Annotated in this window: 22 protein-coding genes; 15 read left to right on the top strand and 7 right to left on the bottom strand. The window is 51.1% G+C overall.

The features are described 5' to 3' along the window. From kdsD to npr, 10 genes are all read left to right on the top strand, one after another. On the top strand, window positions 1–987 hold the full coding sequence (kdsD, locus tag QRY16_RS02610) for an arabinose-5-phosphate isomerase KdsD (protein WP_289775538.1): 987 nt from the start codon (window positions 1–3) through the stop codon (window positions 985–987). 13 nt (window positions 988–1,000) lie between these two features. Continuing rightward, window positions 1,001–1,567, top strand: coding sequence for a 3-deoxy-manno-octulosonate-8-phosphatase KdsC (gene kdsC, locus QRY16_RS02605; RefSeq protein WP_289775537.1), 567 nt, complete (start codon window positions 1,001–1,003; stop codon window positions 1,565–1,567). Then, a complete protein-coding gene (lptC, locus tag QRY16_RS02600) occupies window positions 1,564–2,142 on the top strand; it encodes an LPS export ABC transporter periplasmic protein LptC (protein ID WP_193405214.1) in 579 nt (192 codons plus the stop codon). The genes kdsC and lptC overlap by 4 nt, the downstream gene beginning before the upstream one ends. Then, window positions 2,111–2,656, top strand: coding sequence for a lipopolysaccharide ABC transporter substrate-binding protein LptA (gene lptA / locus QRY16_RS02595; protein ID WP_193405215.1), 546 nt, complete (start codon window positions 2,111–2,113; stop codon window positions 2,654–2,656). The genes lptC and lptA overlap by 32 nt, the downstream gene beginning before the upstream one ends. A gap of 5 nt (window positions 2,657–2,661) precedes the next feature. After that, entirely contained in the window at window positions 2,662–3,387 is a 726-nt protein-coding gene (lptB, locus tag QRY16_RS02590) for an LPS export ABC transporter ATP-binding protein (RefSeq protein WP_193405216.1), read from the top strand. Between the two features lie 48 nt (window positions 3,388–3,435). Further along, window positions 3,436–4,869, top strand: a complete 1,434-nt coding sequence (gene rpoN / locus QRY16_RS02585; protein WP_289775536.1) for an RNA polymerase factor sigma-54 — start codon at window positions 3,436–3,438, stop codon at window positions 4,867–4,869. A 21-nt stretch (window positions 4,870–4,890) separates the two neighbouring features. Continuing rightward, window positions 4,891–5,178 carry a ribosome hibernation promoting factor gene (hpf, locus tag QRY16_RS02580; RefSeq protein WP_193405218.1) on the top strand — a complete coding sequence of 96 codons (288 nt, stop codon included), beginning with the start codon at window positions 4,891–4,893 and terminating at the stop codon, window positions 5,176–5,178. Between the two features lie 153 nt (window positions 5,179–5,331). Next, on the top strand, window positions 5,332–5,811 hold the full coding sequence (ptsN, locus tag QRY16_RS02575) for a PTS IIA-like nitrogen regulatory protein PtsN (RefSeq protein ID WP_193405266.1): 480 nt from the start codon (window positions 5,332–5,334) through the stop codon (window positions 5,809–5,811). A 47-nt stretch (window positions 5,812–5,858) separates the two neighbouring features. Further along, the gene (gene rapZ, locus QRY16_RS02570; RefSeq protein WP_193405219.1) at window positions 5,859–6,713 is read left to right on the top strand and encodes an RNase adapter RapZ; all 855 of its coding nucleotides are present in this window, start codon (window positions 5,859–5,861) and stop codon (window positions 6,711–6,713) included. Next, on the top strand, window positions 6,710–6,982 hold the full coding sequence (gene npr / locus QRY16_RS02565; RefSeq protein ID WP_193405220.1) for a PTS phosphocarrier protein NPr: 273 nt from the start codon (window positions 6,710–6,712) through the stop codon (window positions 6,980–6,982). Before rapZ ends, npr begins: the two co-directional genes overlap by 4 nt. A gap of 3 nt (window positions 6,983–6,985) precedes the next feature. Here the strand turns inward: npr and mtgA are convergent, their stop codons facing one another. Together mtgA and arcB are read right to left on the bottom strand one after the other, a co-directional pair. Further along, window positions 6,986–7,702 (bottom strand): monofunctional biosynthetic peptidoglycan transglycosylase, encoded by a 717-nt coding sequence (gene mtgA, locus QRY16_RS02560; RefSeq protein WP_289775535.1) that lies wholly within the window; start codon window positions 7,700–7,702, stop codon window positions 6,986–6,988. Between the two features lie 877 nt (window positions 7,703–8,579). Further along, window positions 8,580–10,916 carry an aerobic respiration two-component sensor histidine kinase ArcB gene (gene arcB, locus QRY16_RS02555; RefSeq protein WP_289775534.1) on the bottom strand — a complete coding sequence of 779 codons (2,337 nt, stop codon included), beginning with the start codon at window positions 10,914–10,916 and terminating at the stop codon, window positions 8,580–8,582. Between the two features lie 892 nt (window positions 10,917–11,808). Between arcB and QRY16_RS02550 the strand changes: the two genes are divergently transcribed. Then, entirely contained in the window at window positions 11,809–17,340 is a 5,532-nt protein-coding gene (locus QRY16_RS02550; protein WP_289775533.1) for a glutamate synthase-related protein, read from the top strand. A 177-nt stretch (window positions 17,341–17,517) separates the two neighbouring features. Next, window positions 17,518–19,275: a sulfite reductase subunit alpha gene (locus QRY16_RS02545; RefSeq protein ID WP_289775532.1), complete on the top strand. Its 1,758-nt coding sequence runs from the start codon at window positions 17,518–17,520 to the stop codon at window positions 19,273–19,275. Window positions 19,276–19,411: 136 nt separating this feature from the next. On the opposite strand, the gene sspB is transcribed toward QRY16_RS02545, so the two are convergent. The 5 genes from sspB to zapE form a co-directional block, all read right to left on the bottom strand. Then, entirely contained in the window at window positions 19,412–19,897 is a 486-nt protein-coding gene (sspB, locus tag QRY16_RS02540) for a ClpXP protease specificity-enhancing factor (RefSeq protein ID WP_289775531.1), read from the bottom strand. Between the two features lie 3 nt (window positions 19,898–19,900). Continuing rightward, window positions 19,901–20,542, bottom strand: coding sequence for a stringent starvation protein SspA (gene sspA / locus QRY16_RS02535; protein WP_193405226.1), 642 nt, complete (start codon window positions 20,540–20,542; stop codon window positions 19,901–19,903). A gap of 329 nt (window positions 20,543–20,871) precedes the next feature. Then, on the bottom strand, window positions 20,872–21,264 hold the full coding sequence (gene rpsI, locus QRY16_RS02530; RefSeq protein ID WP_193405227.1) for a 30S ribosomal protein S9: 393 nt from the start codon (window positions 21,262–21,264) through the stop codon (window positions 20,872–20,874). Between the two features lie 15 nt (window positions 21,265–21,279). After that, window positions 21,280–21,708 (bottom strand): 50S ribosomal protein L13, encoded by a 429-nt coding sequence (gene rplM / locus QRY16_RS02525; RefSeq protein WP_067427471.1) that lies wholly within the window; start codon window positions 21,706–21,708, stop codon window positions 21,280–21,282. Window positions 21,709–21,943: 235 nt separating this feature from the next. After that, on the bottom strand, window positions 21,944–23,071 hold the full coding sequence (zapE, locus tag QRY16_RS02520) for a cell division protein ZapE (RefSeq protein ID WP_289775530.1): 1,128 nt from the start codon (window positions 23,069–23,071) through the stop codon (window positions 21,944–21,946). 178 nt (window positions 23,072–23,249) lie between these two features. On the opposite strand from zapE, the gene zapG reads away from it, so the two are divergent. From zapG to degS, 3 genes are all read left to right on the top strand, one after another. Beyond that, window positions 23,250–23,654, top strand: a complete 405-nt coding sequence (zapG, locus tag QRY16_RS02515) for a Z-ring associated protein ZapG (RefSeq protein ID WP_193405229.1) — start codon at window positions 23,250–23,252, stop codon at window positions 23,652–23,654. A gap of 110 nt (window positions 23,655–23,764) precedes the next feature. Then, window positions 23,765–25,138 carry a serine endoprotease DegQ gene (gene degQ / locus QRY16_RS02510; protein ID WP_289775529.1) on the top strand — a complete coding sequence of 458 codons (1,374 nt, stop codon included), beginning with the start codon at window positions 23,765–23,767 and terminating at the stop codon, window positions 25,136–25,138. 89 nt (window positions 25,139–25,227) lie between these two features. Further along, window positions 25,228–26,289: an outer membrane-stress sensor serine endopeptidase DegS gene (gene degS, locus QRY16_RS02505; protein ID WP_193405231.1), complete on the top strand. Its 1,062-nt coding sequence runs from the start codon at window positions 25,228–25,230 to the stop codon at window positions 26,287–26,289. Window positions 26,290–26,376 lie beyond the last annotated feature (87 nt).

Here is a 26,376-nt window from a genome sequence, read left to right as displayed (position 1 = left end):
ATGTCACATCAGCAATCAATCGGTGATTTTGATTTCCAGCGAGCAGGTAAAACCGTGCTGCGTATTGAGCGCGAAGGGCTGGAACAGCTCGACCAGTATATCAATGAAGATTTTGCACGCGCTTGCGCCATGATTTACCACTGCAAAGGCAAAGTCGTGGTGATGGGGATGGGAAAATCGGGCCATATCGGCAAAAAGATGGCCGCCACCTTCGCCAGCACCGGCACTCCCGCGTTTTTTGTTCATCCCGGTGAAGCCAGCCACGGCGATCTGGGGATGGTTGGCCGTGATGATGTGATTATCGCTATTTCAAACAGCGGTGAATCCAACGAAATTCTGGCGCTGATCCCGGTCATTAAACGTCAAAAAATTACGCTTATCTGTATGACCAGCCGGACAGAAAGCGCCATGAGCCGCGTGGCCGACGTGCATTTATGCGTCAAAGTGCCGCAGGAAGCCTGCCCGCTTGGCCTCGCGCCGACCAGCAGCACCACCGCGACCTTAGTCATGGGCGACGCCTTAGCCGTTGCGCTGTTAGAAGCACGGGGCTTTACGCCAGAAGACTTTGCCTTGTCGCATCCCGGTGGCGCATTGGGCCGTAAGCTGCTGCTTCATGTCAGCGATATTATGCACAGCGGCGATGAAATACCGTACGTTGATCACCATGCCTCTTTACGGGATGCGCTGCTGGAAATTACCCGTAAAAATCTCGGTTTGACCGTGATTGTTGACGATCTGATGAAAATTGAAGGTATTTTTACGGATGGTGATTTACGCCGCATCTTTGATATGGGAATTGATTTCCAGCACGCGACCATTGCAGAAGTGATGACGCGTGGCGGTATTCGTGTTCGCCCCAACGTGCTGGCGGTGGATGCGTTGAATCTGATGCAAACCAAAAATATCACTGCGCTGCTGGTGGCCGATGACGATCGTCTGCTCGGTGTGGTACATATGCATGACATGCTACGCGCCGGCGTAGTCTGAACAGGAAAAGAGAATGCCGTTGGAAACTGCCCTAATAGAAACCTGCTACGGCCCGGTTCGCGCCGATGTCATGACGCGCGCCAGTAACATTCGCCTGTTGATTTGTGATGTCGATGGTGTGATGTCAGATGGCGTTATTTTCATGGGAAATAACGGTGAAGAACTCAAAGCCTTCAACGTGCGCGACGGGTATGGCATTCGCTGTCTGCTGACCTCTGATGTGGAAGTGGCTATTATAACTGGCCGCAATGCCCGTCTGATGGAAGATCGTTGTAAAACGCTCGGCATCCGTCATCTTTATCAGGGTCAGTCGGATAAGCTTTTGGCCTATCGCGAACTTCTGGATAAACTGTCGCTTTCCGACGAGCAGGTCGCCTATATCGGTGACGACTTGATCGACTGGCCGGTAATGGCCAAAGTGGGTTTGAGTGTGGCGGTAGCGGATGCACATCCTGTTTTGCTGCCGCGCGCTAACTACGTGACGCGTATTGCCGGTGGACGCGGTGCGGTACGTGAGTTATGTGACCTGATCTTAATGGCACAGAACAAATTTGAGGATGCCAAAGGGCAATCAGTATGAGTAAAAGCAGGCGTTGGATAACGCTGATTCTGATCTTAATTGCACTGATCCTGATTGGCTGGAATCTGACCAATCAGGATGATCCGGGCACGCCCGTAGCTGCCGATAATCAGGCGCCCACTTATACCAGCGCTGACTCCAATACGGTGGTGTACAACCCGCAGGGTGCTTTGGCGTATAAGCTGGTGTCAGACAAAGTCACCTATTTTTCCGTTGACGAGCTGAGCTGGTTCGATAATCCCGTGATGACCACGTACGACGAAAATAAAGTACCAACCTGGTCAGTACGTGCAGACAAAGCAAAGCTGACCAAAGATCGTATGCTTTATCTGTACGGACATGTTGAGCTCAATACGCTGACGCAGGATTCACAGCTTCAGCGTATTAAAACCGATAATGCGCAGGTAAACCTTGTCACTCAGGATGTTACCTCTGACGATCAGGTGACCTTGTATGGCCGCAGCTTTAACTCCACCGGTATGAAAATGCGCGGTAATTTACGGACAAAAAACGCTGAGTTAATCGAAAAGGTCAAAACTTCTTATGAAATCCAAAATGAACAAAAACAACCTTAAGTATTTACTGGCAAGCGTAATGCTTGCGACCAGTGTTCCAGCGCTGGCTTTGACCGGTGACTCGGATAAACCCGTAAATATCGACTCGCAGAACCAGGCGCTGGACCTGCAAGGTAACGTCGCAACGTTTACCGGCAACGTTATCGTGACTCAGGGTTCTATCAAAATCACGGCTGACAAAGTGGTGGTGACGCGTCCGGGCGGTGACAGTAAAAAAACTATTGTTGATGGTTACGGCACGCCAGCAACGTTCTATCAAATGCAGGACAGCGGCAAACCAGTGCAGGGCCATGCAGCAAAACTGCATTATGAGCTGGCTAACGATTTCGTTGAGCTGACCGGCAATGCCTATATCGAGCAGCAAGACAGCAATATCAAAGGCGATCGCATTACTTATCTGGTTAAAGAGCAGAAAATGCAGGCTTACAGCCAGGGCCAGAGCAAGCGCGTAACCACGGTGCTGGTGCCATCGCAATTGCAAAATAAGCCCAACAGCGGAAAGAAGAGTAACTGATAGCTATGGCCACATTAATCGCAGAAAACCTGGCGAAGGCATATAAAAGCCGTCGCGTAGTAGAAGACGTCAGCCTGCAGGTAAAATCCGGCGAGATTGTCGGCCTGCTGGGCCCTAACGGTGCGGGTAAAACTACCACCTTTTACATGGTTGTTGGCATTGTGCCACGCGATGCCGGCCGCATTATTATTGATGATGAAGACATCAGCATTTTGCCACTGCATGCCCGTGCTCGTCGTGGTATTGGCTATCTCCCGCAGGAAGCCTCTATTTTTCGCCGTCTGAGCGTGTTCGACAATTTAATGGCGGTGTTGCAGATTCGTGATGATCTGACTGAAGAGCAGCGTCAGGATCGCGCCAAAGAGCTGATGGAAGAATTTCACATCGAACATCTGCGTGACAGCATGGGACAGGCATTGTCTGGGGGTGAACGTCGCCGCGTCGAAATTGCGCGTGCCCTGGCAGCTAATCCCAAATTTATCCTGTTGGATGAGCCCTTTGCGGGCGTTGACCCTATCTCGGTTATCGACATCAAAAAGATCATTGAGCATCTGCGTGATAGCGGCCTTGGCGTGCTGATTACCGACCATAATGTTCGTGAGACCCTGGCAGTATGTGAACGCGCATATATCGTCAGTCAGGGCCACCTCATCGCCCACGGTACACCCACAGAAATACTTGCTGATGAGCAGGTTAAGCGGGTTTATTTGGGCGAAGAGTTCAGACTCTGATAAGGTGTGGCTAATACTGACGTTTGCTGAGGAAAATCAATCCTGTCTATGAAGCAAGGTTTACAACTCAGGCTCAGCCAACAGCTGGCGATGACACCCCAGCTGCAACAGGCTATCCGGCTGTTGCAGCTTTCGACGCTTGAACTTCAGCAAGAGTTACAGCTCGCGCTGGAAAGTAATCCGCTGCTTGAACAAACCGATGTACATGAAGAAGTCGACGCCCACGACTATCAGGAAGCCGAAGCGCTGGATACACGTGAAGCGCTTGAGCAAAAAGATATGCCGGAAGAATTGCCACTCGATGCAACCTGGGACGAGATTTATACCGCAGGCACGCCGTCAGGCACTGGCACCGATTATCAGGATGATGAATTACCCATTTATCAGGGTGAAACGACCCAATCGCTGCAGGATTATTTGATGTGGCAGGTTGGGCTAACGCCTTTTACTGATAACGACCGCGCGATTGCCACCTCTATCGTTGATGCTATTGATGATACGGGCTACCTTACTGTTTCGCTTGAAGAGATCCTTGACAGCATCGGTAACGAAGAGCTGGAACTGGATGAGGTTGAAGCCGTATTAAAACGCATCCAGCGTTTTGATCCGATAGGCGTGGGTTCCCGTGATTTACGTGATTGCCTGCTGGTGCAGCTATCACAATATGCGCCTGATACGCCGATGCTGGCCGAAGCGCGTTTGATCGTCAGCAATCACCTTGATCTGCTGGCGAACCATGATTTCCGCAGTCTGATGCGTATGACACGTCTCAAAGAAGACGTGTTAAAAGAAGCCATGATACTGATTCAATCACTGGACCCCCGTCCGGGACAATCGGTCAATACTGGCGAGCCGGAATATGTTATTCCTGATGTGCTGGTACGTAAGATCGGATCCCGCTGGACGGTTGATCTTAATGCGGACAGTCTGCCGCGTTTGAAGATTAATCAGCACTATGCCGCGATGGGCGGTTCGTCACGCAATGACAGCGATAACCAGTTTATTCGTAGCCATTTACAGGAAGCCAAATGGCTGATTAAAAGCCTGGAAAGCCGTAATGATACTTTGCTGAAAGTGACGCGTTGTATTGTTGAACAACAACAGGATTTTTTTGAACAGGGCGAAGAATTTATGCGTCCTATGGTACTGGCGGATATTGCCCAGGCCGTTGAAATGCATGAATCGACGATTTCCCGCGTAACCACGCAAAAATATTTGCACAGCCCGCGTGGTATTTTTGAATTGAAGTATTTTTTCTCCAGTCACGTCAATACCGAAGGTGGCGGCGAAGCATCGTCCACCGCGATTCGCGCACTGGTCAAAAAATTAATTTCGGCGGAAAATCCAGCCAAACCCTTGAGCGACAGTAAGCTCACCACCATGTTATCTGATCAAGGGATCATGGTGGCGCGTCGAACCGTCGCTAAATATCGCGAGTCTTTATCCATCCCGCCATCAAATCAGCGTAAACAGCTGGTTTGAAAGAAATGAGAAGGAAGACCTATGCAGCTAAACCTCACGGGGCAACACGTTGAAATCACTGACTCACTACGTGAATTCGTCAGTGGGAAATTTGCCAAACTGGAACACTATTTTGATCATATCAATCAGGTTTATATTGTTCTGAAAATTGAGAAGGTCACTCAAATTGCCGATGCGACTTTACACGTCAATGGTGGCGAGCTGCACGCCACATCGGAAGCGGAAGATATGTATGCGGCTATTGACGGGTTGATTGATAAACTCACTCGTCAACTAACCAAACACAAAGACAAACTGAAAAAACACTAACCTTCACGCTGGCAGAGCGCTTATCGCGCTAACGCGGACAGGATGGGGCGGATTAACCGCCCCGTTTTGTCATCTATACCAGCGCCATCTGATGTCAGCATAAACGTGACATGCCTGCCTCAGTGGCTATGTGAACTCGCAAGTGAAACGATGATGAACAACGATCTGACCCTGGAATTGAGCTCAGTACTTTCGCTGGACTGCACCCGCAGCGGCGTACATTGCCAGAGCAAAAAACGTGCGCTGGAAATTATCAGTGAACTGGCCGCTAAGCAGCTCAACCTGCCGCACCAAACGCTTTTCGAAGCCATTCTTACCCGTGAGCGCATGGGAAGTACCGGCATTGGCAACGGGATTGCTATTCCTCACGGTAAGCTGGAGGAGGATACGCTTCGCGCCGTTGGCGTGTTTATCAGCCTTGAACAGCCTATTGCCTTTGACGCGGTGGATAATCAGCCGGTCGATCTGTTGTTTGCCCTTCTGGTCCCGGCAGATCAGTGCAAAACGCATTTGCATACCCTTTCTCTGGTAGCAAAAAGACTGGCAGATAAAACGGTCTGTCGCCGCCTGCGTGCGGCGCAGAGTAATGAAGAACTCTACGCCATCATTACCGAAAATCAGCCAGAACAATAAAGCGTCACTACCGGCCCCGCGCCGGTTTTAAAACGGGAGAGAAGGTCATGGTGCTGATGATCGTTAGCGGTCGGTCAGGGTCAGGAAAATCAGTGGCACTGCGTGCACTGGAAGACATGGGATTTTACTGCGTTGATAACCTGCCGGTGGTGTTATTGCCAGCGTTAGCAAACTCGCTGGCCGAGCGCAATATCTCCGCAGCCGTAAGCATTGATGTGCGTAACATGCCAGAGTCGCCGGAAATCTTCGAGACTGCGCTGAACAATTTGCCTGATACGTTTTCACCACAGCTACTATTCCTTGACGCCGATCGCAATACCTTGATCCGCCGCTATAGCGATACGCGTCGCCTGCATCCGCTTTCCAGTAAAAATCTGTCACTGGAAAGCGCGATCGATGAAGAGAATGATCTGCTGGAGCCGCTGCGCTCACGTGCCGATCTGATTATCGATACCTCAGAAATGTCAGTGCATGAGCTGGCAGAGATGCTGCGCACGCGTCTGTTGGGTAAACGTGAACGTGAACTGACCATGGTTTTTGAATCATTCGGCTTCAAACATGGTATTCCGATTGATGCCGATTACGTATTTGATGTGCGCTTTTTACCCAACCCGCACTGGGATCCTAAACTGCGCCCTATGACAGGTCTTGATCGTCCGGTTGCCGCGTTTTTAGATCGTCATACGGAAGTGCACAACTTTATCTATCAGACGCGCAGCTATCTGGAGCTGTGGCTGCCGATGCTGGAAACCAATAATCGCAGCTACTTAACCGTGGCAATCGGTTGTACCGGTGGCAAACATCGTTCGGTATATATCGCTGAACAATTAGCTGATTACTTCCGCTCCCGCGGTAAAAATGTGCAGTCTCGCCATCGTACGCTGGAAAAACGCAAATCATGACCATCAAACAAACGGTAGAAATCAAAAACAAGTTGGGTATGCACGCCCGCCCGGCTATGAAGCTGTTTGAATTAGTCCAGAGTTTTGATGCAGAGGTGCTGTTGCGAAATGAGGCGGGCACAGAAGCTGAGGCCAGTAGCGTCATTGCGCTCTTAATGCTGGATTCTGCCAAAGGCGGTCATATTGAAATCGAAGCCAGCGGCCCGGAAGAAACCCAGGCGCTGGCGGCGGTTATTGAGCTGTTTGAAGCGGGCTTCGACGAAGAATAAGTCCTAAAGCCTGTTACGTTGCAGAAACCTTTCGCCGCCTAACTGGCGCATTTGCCGCATGATCCATTGCTGACGCTGGCGAATGTACCCCGACGGCGCATCAGCGCGAAAACGAATGGGATTGGGCAACACAGCAGCAAGTAGCGCCGCTTCCGACATCGTCAGGCGGCTGGCCGGTTTATGGAAATAGCGCTGCGCGGCAGCCTCCACGCCAAACGTCCCCGCGCCGAATTCAGCAATATTCAGGTAAACCGTAAGTATGCGGCGCTTAGTCCATACCGTTTCGATCCCTACCGTCAGCCCCGCCTCCAGCCCCTTTCGTAGCCAGCTACGTCCATCCCATAAGAACAAATTTTTCGCCGTTTGTTGTGATAAGGTCGATGCGCCACGCATTCTTTCATCGCGGCTGTCTAATACCGATTCAATCGCCGCCATATCAAAACCCCAGTGTACCGGAAACTTCTGATCTTCAGAGGCAATAACCGCTAATCCTATCCACGGGGAGATGTCGTCGTGCCCAACCCAGTCGGAATGTGCCACATAATCGAAATGACCGCTGAACCAGGCACCGAGTTGACGTTCAACCATGACGGCTGAAAAAGGGACCGGCAGAAATGAGAAAAGCAGAATCCCCGCTAACCATCCTCCTAACACTGCCAATATTATGCGTAAAGTTAGAGACTTAATTCGCTGCCCTGGGCTTCCTTTATACTTGTTCATGCAATGTTCTCTTACTTGTTTTAAGCATTAATCAATCACTGCGTTAACGACTGGATTAAACGCCAATTTTCCGGCAAAAAATGGCTGCCTTACTGAGCAGCTTCTGTACGAATCACGACAAAAAGAGGGAATTTCACTGAAACAGATCGAATCACTTCAAGCACTTCCGTTAAAAAGGAATCGGTTCCATCACGTTGTCGTATTTAGATAATTTTTAAGTAAATACTTAACGATTTATGATATACGCGCCTGAGAAAGTTTAGTGATATTTAACTATAATCGCATTCCTTGTTCTATATTCTTCTTTGCCTGATCAAAAAATTACGATTATCGAGAAAATTCTGGCCCTTTACCATCTACTAAACAGCAAAATACGTTCAAATTTTAACCGGAATTCATCAGAAAATTAATTGCCATAACTGTTAACTGGAAATTTCTCCGCCAGCTTTCCAAAACGTTTTGGATAAACACTAAACGATTCAGCACTGAGCTTTACTTATCAACCTGTTAACGACAGAAATCGCCCTTTTTACAGGATTGTTATCCATTTGCTGCATGGGCATTTCGTTTAACATGATTCGGTGATGTAAAAGCGAGCAAAAAAGCCAGCGAATGATCAAAATTAGCGCAATACAACGCGTAAATTAATTCCTTACTTGACTGTGTTGCCAAATTAATGTTTTCTGTATTTAAACGCTGCTCAACATCACACATTTTAATGAATCTTGTCACAAACTACGATGAATTTGCTAAAGTGATTTCAGTGTTAACCAATACCACGCTGTTGCGCTCAAATCCTCTAAGTATAGCAACAGCGCTTTTTTCCCTGGTGTTGGCGCAGTATTCGCGCACCCCGGCCTCGGCTGGGGTCATTTTTTTAGGGCTTTTCCTTTTCAGCAACCCATTCGCGTAATACCTGTACATCGTGACGCCATTCGTGCTTCAACTCGTCAATCCATTCCGTTACGTTATCCCACCAGGCTGGCAACTCGGGGCTTTGAATTTGTTTCGCCAGCATCTGCAGATGTTGTAGCCCTACCGATCCCGCCGCGCCTTTAATTTTATGTCCCTCTTCGGCAATGCCTTTCTGGTCACGTGCCATCAGATTAGAATCCAGCACATCCAGATACCCTGGCATCATCTGCTCAAACATAGACAGACTTTGGGTAATCAGGCCAGGGCCAACCAGTTCGAGGTATTGTTCGAGCATCGGCACATCAAGCAGCGTGTGGGTTTTATCTTCCACCGGCGCGCTTTCTCCTTCATCAGCCTCGTCCTGGTCATCCCAGAATTTCTTAATAATCGCCGTTAAAGCCGGAACGGCCAGCGGTTTGCTCAACACCTCATCCATTCCGGCGTCCAGATACTCTTTCTTATCTTTCAGCACGTTGGCGGTCAGCGCGACCAGTGGCGGCAATGGCCCGTTTTGGTACTGCTGATGAATCGCACGAGAAACATCCAGCCCCGTCATATCGGGCAGCTGGATGTCCAGCAGAACTAAATCAAACTCCAGCGGATCAAACATCGCCAGCGCCTCGCCGCCGGTCATGGCGACCTCAACGCTACAGCCAAGCTTTTCAAGCACCGAACGCGCGACAATCACGTTCAGCTCAATATCCTCTACCAGCAGCACGTGCAACGCGGGTAGCGGCATAGGATCATCGATACCGTCATCTTCAACTTCTTCGGCAACCCGAGGTGCTTTGATCACGACGGTAAAGCAAGATCCTTGCCCCGGCGCGCTATCCACGCTGATGTCGCCGCCCATTGCCTGCGCCAGTCGACGCGACACCGCAAGCCCTATGCCGGTGCCGGTTGCGGGTTTGCCGCCGTGCTGATCTTTCACCTGATAGTACATGGCGAAAATTTTGTCCTGTTCCTCCTGACGGATGCCTAAGCCAGAATCCTGTACCTCAAAGCGCAGCGTTTCATCCTGTTCATACGCGACGCGCACGACAATTTCACCCTGTTGCGTGAACTTCACCGCATTCCCAATCAAATTCCACAGGATTTGACGCAGCCGGGTACCATCGGTAGCGATCTTATGCGGCAGTGGCAACTGCGGAGCCATAACAAATTTCAGCCCTTTCGGCTGTGCCAGCAGGCCAGAAAGATTTTCTAAATCGGCAAGGAAGCTGGTGAAATCAACCGGCTGGTTATCGAGTTGTACTTTACGACGCTCGATTTTATCGACTTCAATCACGTCATTAAAAATATTGCCGAGCGTAATAGCCGAAACGTGGATGGTTTTGAGGTATTTAAGCTGCTCCTGGTTGAGATCGGTGTCCAGCAGGATACGACTCAAACCGACAATGCCGTTAAGCGGTGTACGCAGCTCATGGCTGATGGTAGAGATAAAAACGGTTTTCTCCCGGCTGGCATTCTCTAATGCGTCCTGATAGCGCTTACGCTCGGTTATATCACGGCCAAACCCCATCAGCCCGCTGCGTTTACCTACGCGGTCGTAATACGGCACTTTACGAATTTCAAAACAGGCTTTACGCCCATCTGGATATTGCAGCCACTGCTCATAAGTCAGCGCGACATTATGGCGAAACACTTTTTCATCCGTTTCCAGGACTTTTGTCGCCGCATCGTCGTCATAAATATCGCGCGGCGTCAGTCCAATCAGCTGCTTCTCACTTTTGCCGGTCAGTAACTCCATTGCGCGGTTACAGCCAGAAAATTGCTTATCAATGTTGCGGTAGAAAACCAGATCGGGCGAAGCATCAAGAAAGGATCGTAAAAAAGAGGATTGCTGCTCCAGTTCGATCTGCGCCTGCTCACGTCGCGCCACTTCTTCACGTAGCTTGTCCATCACATGTTCGCGGGCCAGCTCCGCCTTTTTACGGTCAGCAATCTCCTGGTTCAGCTGGGAAATCGTCTCTTTCATCTGCTGGTTGAGCTCCAGATCGCGGGTACGCATCTCCTCCAGCTTATCCACCAGCCGCGCCAGCCGTTGACGCGAATCTTCCAGCTGATCAACCACTACCGACAGAAAATAGACCGCCCACGGCGTGATGAGCAGGCCAAAGAATACCGATCGCACCATATCGATACTTTCTACATGCCCGCGCAGCACCAGGGTAACCGCCATTTGTACAATCATCGCCAGCACGACCAGCGCCGAGGCTAATAGCAACGAAAAGCGAATCAGGCCGAGCTTAACCATCAAATCAACGTAATATTGCGCCAGCAGGCGGATTTGTTTCATAAAGACTCCCTGGATGAGAAACAGGCACATAATAGCGTAGTTGTACCGCCGCTGGCTTTACGCATCTGAGGCAGATAGCGGAAGGGTTGCGCTGTTTTGGTGCGACACACCGGCTGATCGCCGACGTTTATGACATATGCATTAAATCCCTTGACTAATTGTGCTAACTGAATAATCTGTAGGGCCGCCAGCTTAATGGCAAATAAATTAGCTTCTTATTTTTTCAATATCCTGGCAGCGTCCTGTTGCACAGGCACATCCTTATTTTTGCATACCCATTCATCTTAAGCGTAATTTTAAGCAGATTCCCATTGATTAATTTTACTTATAACGTCGCCCTGTTTCATTCAAATATGCCGCTATAAGAAAAACAGATACATCCTGTGCATGAAGGGGCCGCAGCAGCATTTCATGCTAATAAAGACCTTATCACCAGCATGGTGCAGAGATTTGGACGCTGCACCACAGTGAGACAGTTCACATTTATTGGCCTTTTCCCAGCCGGTTAACCCTACCCTATTTTCCAGTAAAAACCTTACATTACAGATGGTTAACCTCAAAAAAGCCCGATTAACGACTATAACTTACCTTATTTGACCTGTATCGCCTTTCCCGATAAGTTGGAAATCCGCTGAAAGCTTTCCTGACGGGCCAGTGTCTCGGCATATCTATGCAATAAGAAGACTCCCCCATGGTGTAAGTCATCTCCTTTAAGAGACCGGAAATCAAAGAGCAGCTCAATTAAGGACGTTTTAAACCTGTCTGGAGTGAACTGCCCGGAGCAATAACGCCCGTTCGACAGAGCGAGCTGCTGAATATGAAACTGCGCCTGTTGGCGCTTAGTTATTGAAATAATGCAGGTAATGTCAAAAGCAGTTTAAGGAGACCCTCAATGTCCACTCAAAAACCTAATTCCTATGGCTTGTATGACCCAGCAGCAGGGAGTGATAGCTGTGGTGTAGGTTTCATTACCCGTAAGGACGGCGAGCAGACCCATGAGATCCTGCAGATGGCGCATGGCGCCCTTTGTACCGTACCTCACCGCGGGGGCATGTCGGCTGAAGGCGTCGGTGACGGCGCTGGGGTAAACGTCGATCTTTCATTACATTTCTTTCGCAAGATAACCGGTCAGGCGCTGGAAGCCGGACGCTTTGGCGTGGGTAATTTCTTTGTACCAAAAGATGCCGGGCTGCGCGCGAATGCAGAACGTCTGGTAGAAGAGACGCTGACCCACTTTAATCTGCCGATCATGATGAAACGTGACATGCCGCTTGACAGCAGCGTGACGCGTCCGGCTGCTGTGCAGTTCCAGTTACCCATCGTGCAGTGGATTTTCTCTGCACCGCAGGATGTGGTCGATCAAAACGACTTCGAACAACGCATCTACCGCGCCCTGCTGGCTATCGAAGCCCGTGCCTTTACTGAAAGTGAATTTGGCGGACTCTATCCGCTGTCGCTCTCTTCCCGTACCCAGGTATTTAAGGCGCGTCTGAATTCCAATGAAGTGATTCCTTACTTTAAAGACCTGACCGATCCCGATCATCAGGTACGCGGGTTATTCTTCCATACGCGTTTTTCAACCAATACCGATCCCCATACCACCATGGCGCAGCCGTTCCGGCTGATGGCCCATAATGGTGAGCTCAACACCGACCGTAAAAACCGTATTGCGGAATCGGCGCTGGCGCTGGCGCGTGGTAAGAAGATTGTGCGACCAAAAGGCCAGTCAGACAGTTCGCGCCTCGATCAAAGTATTCACAGCCGCTTAATGGAAGACAGTCTTGATTTGATTACCGCAGTGGTTTCTATGATGCCGCCAGCCTGGGAAAACGATACGTCTTTAACCAAAGACGTTCGCGATATGCTGGAGTACTTTTCACTGTACGAAGAGAAGAACGATGGCCCGGCTGCGCTGATTTTCGGTAACGGTGAAGTGATTGGCGCACGCCTTGATCGCCTTGGCCTGCGTCCGCTGCGTTCGGTTGAAACAGCGGAATATATCGGTGCGATGTCGGAAGCCGGTCAGATTGCCTTTCCGCCTGAAAGCGTTCTGCGTCGTGGCCGTATTGAAGCAGGCGGTATGCTCTACTTCGATCATCGCGAAAAACGCAGTTACACCACGCACCAGGCGCTGGAAAAACTGGCGGCGGAAAAAAATTATTCTGCCCTGCTGGCTAAATCCCGCGTTGGCCTGAACGATCTACCGGTGATCCCGGCCGAGAAGCAAGGCTCACCATTGCGCTATCGGGGCGATCTCAAAGCCTATCAACGCTTCGTGGCGTACTACTACAATCAGGAAAGCTTCAAATTCATGATGGACCCCATGCTGACAACCGGCGCAGAGAAAATCTCCGCGATGGGTTACGGCAACGCCATCAACGGCTTATCTGATCACGAAGGCGGCGTAGCGCACTATTTTTCCCAGCGCTTTGCCCAGGTAACCAACCCGCCGCTGGACTCAATTCGTGAAGTGGATGGCATGACGCTGCGCGTAGCGCTGGGGGCAAAACCGCATCTGGGCCGCAGTAAAGGGCGTCAGATCATCGTGCCAACACCGATCCTCAGCCATCTCGATATGCTGCAACTACGCGAGCAGAATGTCGCGCCTTATGCGCGCTTCGAAATGCTGTACGAACCCGTAACCGGCAAAGATTTACTGAGCCGCACCGCGAATGCCAATGCGCTGGAAAAAGCCATTGATGATTTGGCGCAGCAGGTGGTGGATTTCGCTCGTTCCCAGGGCGGAATCGCCGTGATCACCGATCGCCACGTCTCCTCAACCCAGGCAGCCATTCCCATGCTGCTGGTGGTTTCCGCCATTAATCAGCGTCTGGTACAGGAAGGTTTGCGTCTTGATGTCTCGCTGGTAGTAGAAAGCGGCCAGAGCATTTCTTCACACCATATTGCTGCCGCGTTGGGCTTTGGCGCATCCGCTATTTATCCGCTTGGCGTACAGATGCGCGCCGAAGAAAAATATGGTGAAGGTGAAGAAGGTAATAAAGCCTTTAAACGCTATGCGAAAGCGGCTGAAAAAGCGCTGATGAAAACCATGGGCAAAGTTGGCCTGTGTACCGTTGAAAGCTATAGCTGCGGTGAGTTTTTTGAACCGAACTTCCTCAACACCGACGATCCGGTGCTGAAAAAGTATTTTCCAAATATCAAAACACCGGTTGGTGGTGCAGGCTTTGCAACTATCGCGCAGATGGCCGTTGACTGGCACCAGAGCGCGCTGAAAATTCAGGGCGAATCTGATGTTCCGTTACTCGGCCTGTTTAAAGAGCGTGCTGAGGGGGCGGGCCACTCTTACGGCACTATCGCCGTTCGTACTTTTATTGATATGACTGAAGAACCTATCCGGTTTGCTGATAAAGCGCGTGAAGAGGATAACTTTATCCGACTGATGACGCTGGCCAAACTGGATAATGCATTTGGTATCAAAGCCGACTCTTTCAAAGACAGCAGCTTTGAGCGTATCCCCAATGAAGTCATCAATAGCTTTGCGATTACCGCGGATTATCGTCAGTTCTCCAGCCTGATGTATGAAGAACGTAAACGCCGTCCGGCCGCGCTACGCGATATTTTGGCCTTCCCGGCCGATTTGACGCATATTGACAGCGAAGCTGAGTTCCGTCGCAAACTGGGGCGTTATTCACTCACCAATAATGGTTTTGCTACCCGCGGTTTGGTATGCGAAGCGGTTGATGGCAGCCTGAATCATTTTACGCTGCATCTGACCGATGCCATTAAAGGTTTAAAACCAGAAAGCGAGCGTCTCGCCGCACTGGCACAGGCACTGAAATCCCGCTTCAATGACGAAATTGAAAGCACCGAGGTGGTAAATGAGAGTTTACACGTCGTCGCTTATGGCAAAGCCGCTGAGTATCTGTCGCGTATTTTTACCAGCCTGCCTTCGTTGCCTCTGAACGAAGTTCAGCCGGCCTGCGAAATCACGCGTACTTTTGCTTCCGGTGCGATGAGTCACGGCGCACTGGTGGCACCAGCGCACGAAGCAGTCGCGCATGGCACCAATATGGTGGGCGGCATGAGTAACTGTGGTGAAGGTGGCGAACACTACTCACGTCACGGCACCATTCGCGCATCACGTATTAAACAGCTGGCTTCGGGCCGTTTTGGCGTATGGGCAGCCTATTTAGCCGACCCGATGCTGGAAGAGCTGGAGATCAAAATTGGTCAGGGTGCGAAACCAGGCGAAGGCGGCCAGTTACCGGCACCGAAAGTAACTGTGGAAATTGCGGCCGCACGTGGCGGCACTCCAGGCGTGGAGCTGGTTTCACCGCCGCCGCACCATGACACTTACTCTATCGAGGATTTGGCGCAGCTTATCCACGACTGTAAAGCTGCACGCGTCCGCGTCATCGTTAAACTGGTTTCTTCTGAAGGCATCGGCACGATTGCTGTCGGCGTAGCAAAAGCGGGCGCCGACGTGATCAACGTCGCGGGTAATACTGGCGGCACCGGCGCAGCGTCGGTGACCAGCCTGAAGTATACCGGACGCGTAGCGGAAATCGGCATTGCCGAAGTGCACCAGGCGCTGTGCGCTAATGGCTTGCGCGAGAAGGTTCAGTTGCGCTGTTCTGGCGCGCAGCAAACCGGTAGCGATGTCGTAAAATCGGCGCTGCTGGGTGGCGACAGCTTTGAGTTCGGTACTACCGCGCTGATGATGCTGAAATGCGTGATGGCGAAAAACTGCAACGTTAAATGCCCGGCTGGTTTGACTACCAATGCCGAAGCGTTTGATGGCGATCCGCGCCAGCTGGCGCAGTATTTTATGAACGTGGCGCATGAAGTGCGTGAAATTCTGGCCCGCATGGGCTTGCGTTCGCTGCGTGAAGCGCGTGGGCGTTCTGATCTGCTGCACCTGATGGATCACCCACTGGAAGTCGGCAGACTCGACCTGCGTGCAATGTTAACCGTAGTGCCAGAACTAAAAATCGATCATCCGGTTTATCTGGAAAAAGATTTCGAATTAGACGATGCCTGGGTTGAGCAGCTGAATAATGAACTGGTTACTCAGGGCAAAAACGACGTTGCACTGGGCCATAACGTCACGCTCAACAACCGTAATAAGAGTGTCGGCGGGCAGTTAGCGATTGATATTGAGCGTATGCTGAACCACACGCTGACGGCAGATCAATGGCAAGCGATGCCAGCCGTCTTACAGGATGATCGTGGGCGTCGTTACCTGGCACCAGAAACGGTGAAGATCACCACTTCCGGCTCGGCGGGACAGTCTTTTGGCGCTTTCTGCAACGACGGTATGCAGATGAAACATTACGGCACCTGTAATGACGGCGTAGGTAAAGGCCAGTGTGGCGGCGAGTTAGCCATTATGTCACCAGGCGGCGGCGCGCAGGACAGCGATGGCAACGTGCTCATTGGTAACTTTGCACTGTTTGGCGCCACAGGCGGACGTCTGTTTGTGCAGGGCCAGGCGGGTGACCGTTTCGCCGTACGTAACTCAGGCGCAACGGCGGTAGTCGAAGGCGTGGGTGATTTCTGCTGCGAGTACATGACTAACGGTGCCATCCTCAACCTTGGCACCTTCGGTAAAGGCTTCGGTAATGGCATGAGCGGCGGCTTCGCCTATCAGTACGATCCTTATGGATCGCTTGCCAGCTACGCTGCCGGTGATTCGGTGCTATTCGGTTCTATTGCCGCACAGGACGAAATGGCGCAAACGCACAAGCAAGCGGTGCTGACGATGCTGAACTGGCATCTGGAAGCAACCCACTCGCCGCGTGCAGCCTGGCTGCTGGAAAACTGGGAAACGGAATGCCAGCATTTCGTCTACGTAATGCCGCGTTCACTGCTGCTGTATCAAGACGGTGGCGAAATCCTGAAAGCAAAATCACGCAAAGATTTGCTGGAAGAGCTATCAACGGCACTGGCCGGGCATCAGGTTGCGAAGTTCAAATCAGCCTGGCGTGATGGCAAAACGATTGCTGATGGCGCAGTACCGGCTTATGGCGCAACCGACACGCTGGAAATGTTCGTGCTGCTAAACAACTATACCGTGCTGAGCTTTGCCCAGCAGCTGGCGCTGGGTAAATTACCGAAAGGCACAGCTGTGGAAGATCCGGCGGTGGAAAAAGCGGTACGTAATCTGCTGATGACCGAGGACTTTTCGCTGATCAGCAAATTGCAGCGTCATGCCCGCTCCGCAATTGAGAGCTATAGCGATGACGAACTGGCCAGCCTGATTGGCACCAAGCGCATGACGGATTATAAAGCGGCGCTGAAGCAACGTAACATTCGCTCAATGGACAGCCTGGCAACGTATGGCTGGATCATGTATCAGGATGCCTGTAACCGTGAAGTTCTGGGCCATCTGCCTGATTTTGAAGAGCTGTTCGCACGTGCTGCCTTGCCAGAAATCGCGGCTGCTGTCGGCAAATTGTCTTGAAAGCAACACACACGAATATGAACATTAATAATTACCCTGAATAATTCGGGTTGCAGGACGGCGGTAGCCCCGCGAATTCCCCAGGCACAGAGTGACGCTGCGCCTGGGGTAGACAGGCTCCTGACCTACCTGCAGCGCGAACTATGACGGATAAAACGGGATTGAGTAAAAGCACCCATGAAAATTCCTTACATTCCTGAAGATGCGCCGTTTAATGGTGATCAGAAATATTGGCTGGCGGGATTTCTCGCCGGTCTCCACTCCCGTCTGTTAGTGTTAGAAGACAAGCAGCAGGTCGCGGCCGGTACTGGCACAGCCGCCACAACCCAGCTGCATATTCTGTACGGTTCCCAAACCGGCAACGCAGAAGCGCTGGCACAAACTGCGGCTAAATCAGCCCGTGCTAAAGGGCTGGTGCCGGTCGTTCAGGCGCTGGGTGAAGTCGATCTGGATGTGTTCGCCACAATGCGCCATGTGCTGATCGTCACCTCGACCTATGGTGAAGGTGAGATGCCAGACAACGCGCAGCTGTTCTGGAATGCTATCTCTGCCAGCACCGCGCCACGTCTGGAAGAGATGCACTTCGCCGTGCTAGCCATTGGTGATACCGGCTACGATGGGTTTTGCCAGGCCGGTAAATTTATTGATATGCGTCTGGAGCAGCTGGGCGCGAAGCGTGTGGTTGAGCGTATTGATTGCGACATCGATTATGAAGAGCCCTCTAGCGAATGGCTGAATAGCTCAATGCCGCAGTTTGCAGCAAGCGCTGGTAGCAGCGGCACCGTGCTGGAAAGCGCACCAGAAGCCCCGGTAATCCCCGGCAGCAATAAATCCAATCCTTATGCTGCCGCGCTGGTGACCAATAAGCGCCTGTCGGGTGAGCAGTCCGCGAAAGACATTCGTCACTTTGAATTTGATTTGACCGATAGCGGCCTCAAATACGAAGCGGGCGATGCGCTGGGCATTATTCCTGTCAACGATCCTTCGCTGGTTAGCCTGCTGCTGACGCAGTTAAATGCGGATTATCAGACACCGGTTCCAGGTTTCGACAGAAATTTGGGCGATCTGCTGACCTATCAGTTTGAAATTTCAGAACCGTCACGCAAGCTGATTGAGTGGGTAGGACAAAACACCACTAATCAGGAATTGCGTCACGTTTTACAGCATGACGATAAAGATGCACTGAGCGTTTGGTTGTGGGGCAAGGACACGCTGGATCTTCTGCAACTTGAGCTGACGCGTTCGCTGTCGGTGCCTGAGTTTGTTGCTCTGCTGCGTCCATTGCAGCATCGCGCTTACTCCATCTCTTCCAGCTCGAAAGCACATCCAAATCAGGTGCATTTGACGATAGCCTCTGTGCGTTATCACAGCGGTGGGCGTAACCGCAGCGGTGTCTGTTCGACCTATCTGGCCGAACGTGTGCGTCGCGGTGAAAAGCCGGCCATCTTCATTTCGCCTAATAAAGCCTTCCGCGTGCCGCAAAATGCAGATGCGCCGCTGATCATGGTTGGACCGGGTACGGGTATCGCGCCATTCCGTGCTTTCCTGCAAGAGCGCCAGGTAACAGGTGCGGCGGGTAAAAACTGGTTATTCTTCGGCGATCAGCACCAGGAGCACGACTTTGTTTACCGTGAAGAGCTGACTGAATGGCAGCAAAGCGGCCTGCTGACCCGCCTTGATCTGGCATTTTCACGCGATCAGGATAAGAAAATCTACGTGCAGAGCCGCATGCTGGAGCAAGGTGCAGAACTCTATGCCTGGCTGCAGGAAGGGGCATATTTTTATGTATGTGGCGATGCGTCACGTATGGCGAAGGACGTCGATAATGCGTTGTATGAAGTGGTTCGTCAGTATGGCGGCCTTTCAAGCGAGCGCGCTGCGGATTACATCGATCAGCTGAAAAAAGAGAAGCGCTACCTGCGTGACGTTTATTAATCGCTAGCGCTGTTAATCAGTACAAAAATCCGGGTAACGCGCGTTCCCGGATTTTTTGTTGTAATACATTTCATTCACAACAGGCACAAAAAAATGCCCATCAATAATTGATAGGCATTCCATGTTATTTTTTAGCTTATTTCACTACCCGCAGTGAAGGTCGCCCACCACGCGGCGGTGGATCATCATCAGGCGGCGTTTCATCATCGCTGGCATCGTCAGGACGATCGCCATCAATAACGGACATGACAGTCTCTTCCTGTTCTGCTGAATCTTTCTGGCTGGAAAGTTCATAAGCAGGTTCAGGTTCGAACATGGTGCCAGCGCCGTTTTCACGCGCATAAATTGCCAGAATCGCTGCCATCGGCACGTTTACCTGACGCGGAACGCCACCAAAACGTGCGTTGAATGACACCTGATCGTTGGATAAATTCAGATTGCCGACCGCGCGTGGCGCGATGTTGAGAACAATCTGTCCATCTCGCGCGTACTCAAGCGGTACCTGAACGCCAGGCAAATTAATATCAACCACCAAATGCGGCGTTAACTGATTGTCGAGCAACCAGTCATAGAAAGCGCGTAGCAAATAGGGACGACGAGCAGTGAGTTGCGACATTTCCATACGTTAGCCCCGGGCGTGCAGGCGCATTTCACGTTCGGCTTCGGTCAGTGAAGCAAGGAATGAGTCACGCTCAAATACGCGATTCATATAGCCTTTCAGCTCTTTCGAACCTGAACCAATCAGATCAATACCCATTGATGGTAAACGCCACAGCAGCGGAGCCAAATAGCAGTCAACCAGGCTAAATTCTTCACTCATAAAGAAGGGGGTACGCCCAAACAAGGGTGCAATCGCCAGCAGCTCTTCACGCAACTGCTTGCGTGCTGCTTCAGCTTCCTGACCCGTGCTGTTCTCAACCTTTCTCATCAGGCTGTACCAGTCCTGCTCAATGCGGTGCATCATCAGGCGGCTTTCACCACGCGCAACCGGGTAAACCGGCATTAACGGCGGATGCGGAAAACGCTCATCCAGATATTCCATGATGATACGCGATTCATAAAGCGTCAGCTCACGATCTACCAGCGTCGGCACGGTGCGATACGGGTTGAGGTCAATCAAATCCTGCGGCAGGTTATCCATTTCGACCTGCTCGATCTCTACGCTGACACCCTTTTCCGCCAGGACAATACGCACCTGGTGGCTGAAAATGTCAGTAGGACCAGAAAACAGCGTCATTACCGAACGTTTGTTGGCAGCGACAGCCATGAAAACCTCCAAGTTTGTTCACAAAAAGTTACTGCGAATAGCCAACCACTCGGCGACTCACCTGCTTATAGAACTCGCACGCAGCCCGCGTTAGCTGCGTCGTACTGACGTCCCAACAGCGGGGAAGCGCATAACGCGCCGGCTCAACGGGCGCAAAGTGACACAGAGTTTACCAGATTTTAAGCAGCTTGTGGGCGAGGATTGAATTTTTGCGGGCATTTTGCGAGCGATGTTGACGTTTTAACGTGAGTTTATGTAAAACGCTCAAAAGTAAAAAACCCGCCGAAGCGGGTTTTTTGTGCCAACTGACACTGCCGAAGCAGCAACAATTAACGTTTGGAGAACTGCGGACGACGGCGTGCTTTACGCAGACCGACTTTCTTACGTTCAACCTGACGCGCATCACGGGTAACGAAGCCCGCTTTACGCAGATCGGCACGCAGTGACTCGTCGTATTCCATCAGAGCGCGGGTGATACCGTGACGGATCGCACCGGCCTGACCAGAAATACCACCACCTTTAACAGTGATGTACAGATCCAATTTACCAACCATATCAACCAGCTCCAGCGGCTGACGCACGACCATGCGTGCAGTCTCGCGACCGAAGTACTGCTCCAGAGAGCGCTGGTTAATAACGATGTTTCCGCTACCCGGCTTGATGAAGACGCGTGCGGATGAGCTTTTGCGGCGACCAGTGCCGTAGTTTTGAGTTTCAGCCATTGCCTTTAATCCCGATTAAATGTCAAGAACTTGCGGTTGCTGTGCCGCATGGTTGTGCTCGTTGCCCGCGTAAACTTTTAGTTTACGGTACATAGCACGACCCAGCGGGCCCTTCGGCAGCATGCCTTTAACCGCGATCTCAATCACACGCTCAGGACGGCGAGCAATCATCTCTTCAAAAGTCGCCTGTTTGATACCACCGATGTGACCAGTGTGGTGATAGTAAATCTTGTCAGAGCGCTTGTTGCCGGTTACAGCAACTTTCTCAGCGTTCAAAACGATGATGTAATCACCGGTATCAACGTGCGGCGTATATTCCGCTTTATGCTTACCACGTAGACGGCTGGCCAGTTCAGTCGCCAGGCGACCTAAAGTTTTGCCAGTTGCGTCAACAACATACCAGTCACGTTGGACGGTTTCTGGTTTAGCTGTAAAAGTTTTCATCGAAAAGCTTACCCAAATTAAGTTACACGTTGGTGAAATCCCAAACGCTTAAGTAAACGATTGAGGCTCACACGACCATTTTGACCAGCAAGCCACCCCTTCGGATAGAGTTACTGGAACACAAAGGATTCGGGAAAAAATCCGTTTGCTGTAACGTGGGGTCGCAAGATTATAGAGAAGTCGATGACAAAAATCGAACCCTATTTCAGCATTTATCCACTTTATTGTTTATTGCTTAAGGCAGATGCGGCAAACGCAGATACTCCTCACTTTGCATTTCCTGCAGGCGCGACAGGCAGCGCTGATATTCAAACTTCAGACGCGTTCCCTGATAAATTTCAAATAATGACGTTTCCGCTGCCACAACCAGTTTGACGTGGCGCTCATAAAACTCATCAACCAGCGCGAGAAAACGACGCGCCTGATCTTCGGTTTTATAAATCATCACCGGCACGTTATACAGCAATACGCTGTGGAAACGGCGCGACAGCTCAATATAGTCATGTTGACTACGGCCTTCGCCACACAACGTAAGGAAGTCGATCGCCAGCACGCCTTCGCTGACGCCAAGTGTCGTCATAGTGCGATGATTAATTTCCAGCACGGGTGCGTCTTTTCGCTGGCTACCCGAAAGGCCCTGAAACATATATTCCATAGCCGCATACGTTTCTTCATTGAGCGGAAACTTCCACAGATGCGCAGAGGTTAACGTACGCAGACGGTAATCGATGCCCGCGTCCACGTTCATTACGTCGCAATGCTTTTTTATCTGTTCAATCGCGGGCAGAAAACGGGCGCGCTGCAGGCCGTTGCGATACAGCTCGTCTGGTGGAATATTTGATGTGGCAACCAGCGCAATGCCCCGTTCGAACAGCGCTTCCATTAACGTGCCAAGCAGCATGGCATCGGTAATATCCGAAACGAAAAATTCATCAAAGCAAAGAACATCGGTTTCCGCTTTGAAGCGATCGGCAATGATTAACAGTGGATCGCTTTGTCCTTGCAGCGTCGTTAACTCTTCGTGTACCCGCAGCATAAATCGATGAAAATGCAAACGAAGTTTACGGTTGCCAGGAATAGACTGAAAAAACAGATCCATGACCCAGGTTTTACCGCGGCCCACACCGCCCCACATATACAGCCCGCGCACAGGCGGCTGTGCTTCACTTTTCTCTTTGCCCAGCAGCTTTGACAGACGGCCAAACAGGCCCTGAGCGGTTGGCGCTGAGGTTTGCTGACGCGCCACCAGCCCTTGTTGGAGCATGTCTAATCGCGTGATCGCTTCGCGTTGTACGTCATCGGGCTTAAAATCGCCTTGCGATAGCGCCTGCTCATAACGTGCAAGCGGAGATGAAGTTTGCATTGTTCTCTCACAGTCCCTGAAATTTGTCTTATTCACACAGCAGTTGTCGAAAAAAAGGCCGCTCTACACTAAGCCATGCCGCTCCAGAGTTCCACATCCATAAGATTAACGGGTATAGTGGCTACTATTGAAAAGGTGCACTGCCCTACGGAACAACGGAAATTACACGGGAGTCATTATGACCTGGGAATACGGGCTAATTGGTTTAGTTGTAGGTATTATTGTCGGCGCGGTTGTAATGCGTTTTGGCAACAAGAAGTTGCGTGAGCAACAGAGCATGCAATATGAGCTTCAAAAGACAAAAGCAGAACTGGCGGATTACCGCGAAGAGCTGACCAATCACTTTGCCCAGAGTGCTGAGCTGCTGGATAACATGGCGCGTGATTACCGTCAGCTATATCAGCACATGGCTAAAGGCTCAAACGACTTGCTGCCCAATCTGCCGGGCGAGAAAAACCCGTTTGCTTATCAGCTGACCGAAGCGGAAGCCGATAACGATCAAGCGCCGGTCCAGATACCGCGTGATTATTCGGAAGATGGCGCGTCCGGTTTATTACGGAGTGACCGCGCAGCACGCGATTAATCTTTTTGGGGCGCAGCAAGCCTGCGTCCTTTGTTTCTGCGAACCCTGACCTCAAACGACTGTCACACTCTTTTATTCCTCCCACTTTTTGCAGCGAGAGCGTTGTAGCAATGAAAAAACAAGCACGACTGTTTAGCGCATTAGCCTTGAGTATTGGGATAAGCCTTGCCGCCGCACCAGGTGCGATGGCGACGCTGCCAGCACAAATTCAGGGTCAGCCGCTTCCAAGCCTGGCGCCGATGCTGGAGAAAGTGCTGCCCGCTGTGGTGAGCGTTCACGTTGAAGGCACCCAGACTGACGCCCAGGGCCAGGATATTCCTGAGCCGTTAAAACGTTTCTTTGGCCAAATGCCGGGTAACAATAATCAACCTCAGCCCTTTGAAGGGTTAGGGTCTGGCGTCATTATTGATGCGGCCAAAGGCTACGTATTGACCAATAATCACGTGGTAAATGGCGCCGACAAGATTAACGTCCAGCTCGGTGATGGCAGCGAATATGACGCTAAACTGATTGGTCATGATGAGCAAACTGACATTGCGCTAATACAAATCGAAGGCGCGAAAAACCTGACCCAGATAAAAATGGCTGATTCAGATCAGCTGAAAGTGGGTGATTTCGCCATCGCCATCGGCAATCCATTTGGTTTAGGCCAGACGGCAACCTCAGGCATTATTTCTGCGCTGGGCCGCAGCGGTCTGAATCTTGAAGGTTTGGAAAACTTTATCCAGACAGATGCTGCAATTAACCGCGGCAATTCAGGGGGCGCGCTGGTAAATCTGAACGGCGAACTTATCGGCATTAATACCGCCATTCTGGCCTCAAGCGGCGGCAACATCGGTATCGGTTTTGCTATTCCAGCCAATATGGCAATGAATCTGGCGCAGCAGCTGATCAAATATGGCGAAGTAAAGCGCGGCCAGTTAGGCATTAAAGGCACGGAAATGACCGCCGATATGGCGAAAGCCTTTAAGGTTGATGCGCAACGTGGTGCCTTCGTTTCAGAAGTTCTGCCCCAATCAGCGGCGCAAAAAGCGGGAATTAAATCCGGCGATATTATTACTTCGGTAAATGACAAGCCCATTACCAGCTTTGCCGAGTTGCGCGTCAAAATTGGCACCACTGCGCCGGGTGAACACGTAAAACTGGGTCTGCTGCGTGAAGGTAAGCCCTTAACGGTGAACGTCACGCTGGAGCAAAGTGCACAAACTACCGCCAGCGCCCAGTTGATGTCTCCGGCCTTGCAGGGAGCCACGCTAAGCGATGGGCAAACGAAGACCGGTGATAAAGGCGTGCAGGTCGATACCATCGAAAAAGGCACGCCAGCCGAACAGGTTGGCTTGCAGAAAGATGATGTGATCGTTGGCGTCAACCGCAACCGCATTCAGTCCCTTGCAGAAATGCGTAAAGTATTGGCAGGTAAACCGCCAGTACTGGCCCTGAATGTGGTGCGTGGTGACGAAAGTATTTATCTGCTACTGAGATAAACCGCCTGTTACGACGGACACAAGCGCGTGTGTGTCCGTCGCTCTCATGTTATTCTCACCAGCGATCTTCTCTGGCGTGATTTAACACCATGTTTCTTAAACTTTTGCGTTCAGTGGTGTTGGGCCTGATTGTTGCGGGTATTTTACTTGCAGCCTTGCCTGCACTGCGTATGGGCAGCGACGCCCTGCATATTCAGGCTGACAGTAATAACGAATCCCCCTTTAGCTTTAATCAAGGGGTGCGTCGTGCCGTGCCTGCGGTTGTCAACGTTTACAACCGCAGCGCCCACGGCAACAACAATCGTGGCATCACCACGCTGGGTTCTGGCGTGATCATGAATGCAAAAGGTTACATCCTTACTAATAAGCACGTTATTAATAACGCCGATCAAATTATCGTCGCGTTACAGGATGGCCGCTTCTTCGAAGCCACATTGATTGGCTCCGATGCCATGACCGATTTGGCAGTGTTAAAAATTACTGCGTCAAGTCTGCCCGTCATCCCTATCAACCCGAAACGCATTGCCCATATCGGTGACGTAGTGATGGCGATTGGTAACCCTTACAATCTTGGTCAAACCGTGACGCAAGGCATTATCAGTGCAACGGGACGTGTAGGGTTAAGTTCCTCCGGCCGCCAGAATTTTCTGCAAACCGATGCTTCAATTAACCAGGGTAACTCCGGCGGTGCGCTAATTAATTCGCTGGGCGAACTGATGGGCATCAATACGTTAACGTTTGATAAGAGTAATGACGGTGAAACCCCAGAGGGGATTGGCTTTGCTATCCCCACCGCACTGGCGACAAAAATCATGGACAAGCTGATCCGCGATGGTCGCGTCATTCGTGGTTATATCGGGATTACAGGTCGTGAATTGCCGCCATTACATGGACAAGGCAGCAACCTTGATCGCGTGCAAGGCATTATTGTCAGCGTGGTGACGCCAAATGGCCCGGCCGATAAAGCCGGTATTCAGGCCAATGACGTATTACTGAACGTCAATGGCAAACCGGCGGTTTCAGCGCAGGAAACGATGGATCAGGTAGCAGAAATTCGCCCTGGATCGATGATTAATGTGCAGGTTTTACGTAACGATAAAAAACTTACGCTGCCGGTAATGATTCAGGAGTTTCCAGACAGCAGTAGATAGTGCGGTAAAAAACGCGTTGAATCAGCCAGTTCGCTAATCATAGTGCGGTCGATCGTAAAGGAACCTGATCTCCTGGATATCGACCTC

This window comes from Mixta mediterraneensis, assembly GCF_030283135.1.
Taxonomy (GTDB): domain Bacteria; phylum Pseudomonadota; class Gammaproteobacteria; order Enterobacterales; family Enterobacteriaceae; genus Pantoea; species Pantoea mediterraneensis.
This window is presented reverse-complemented; position numbering and strand designations above follow the sequence as displayed.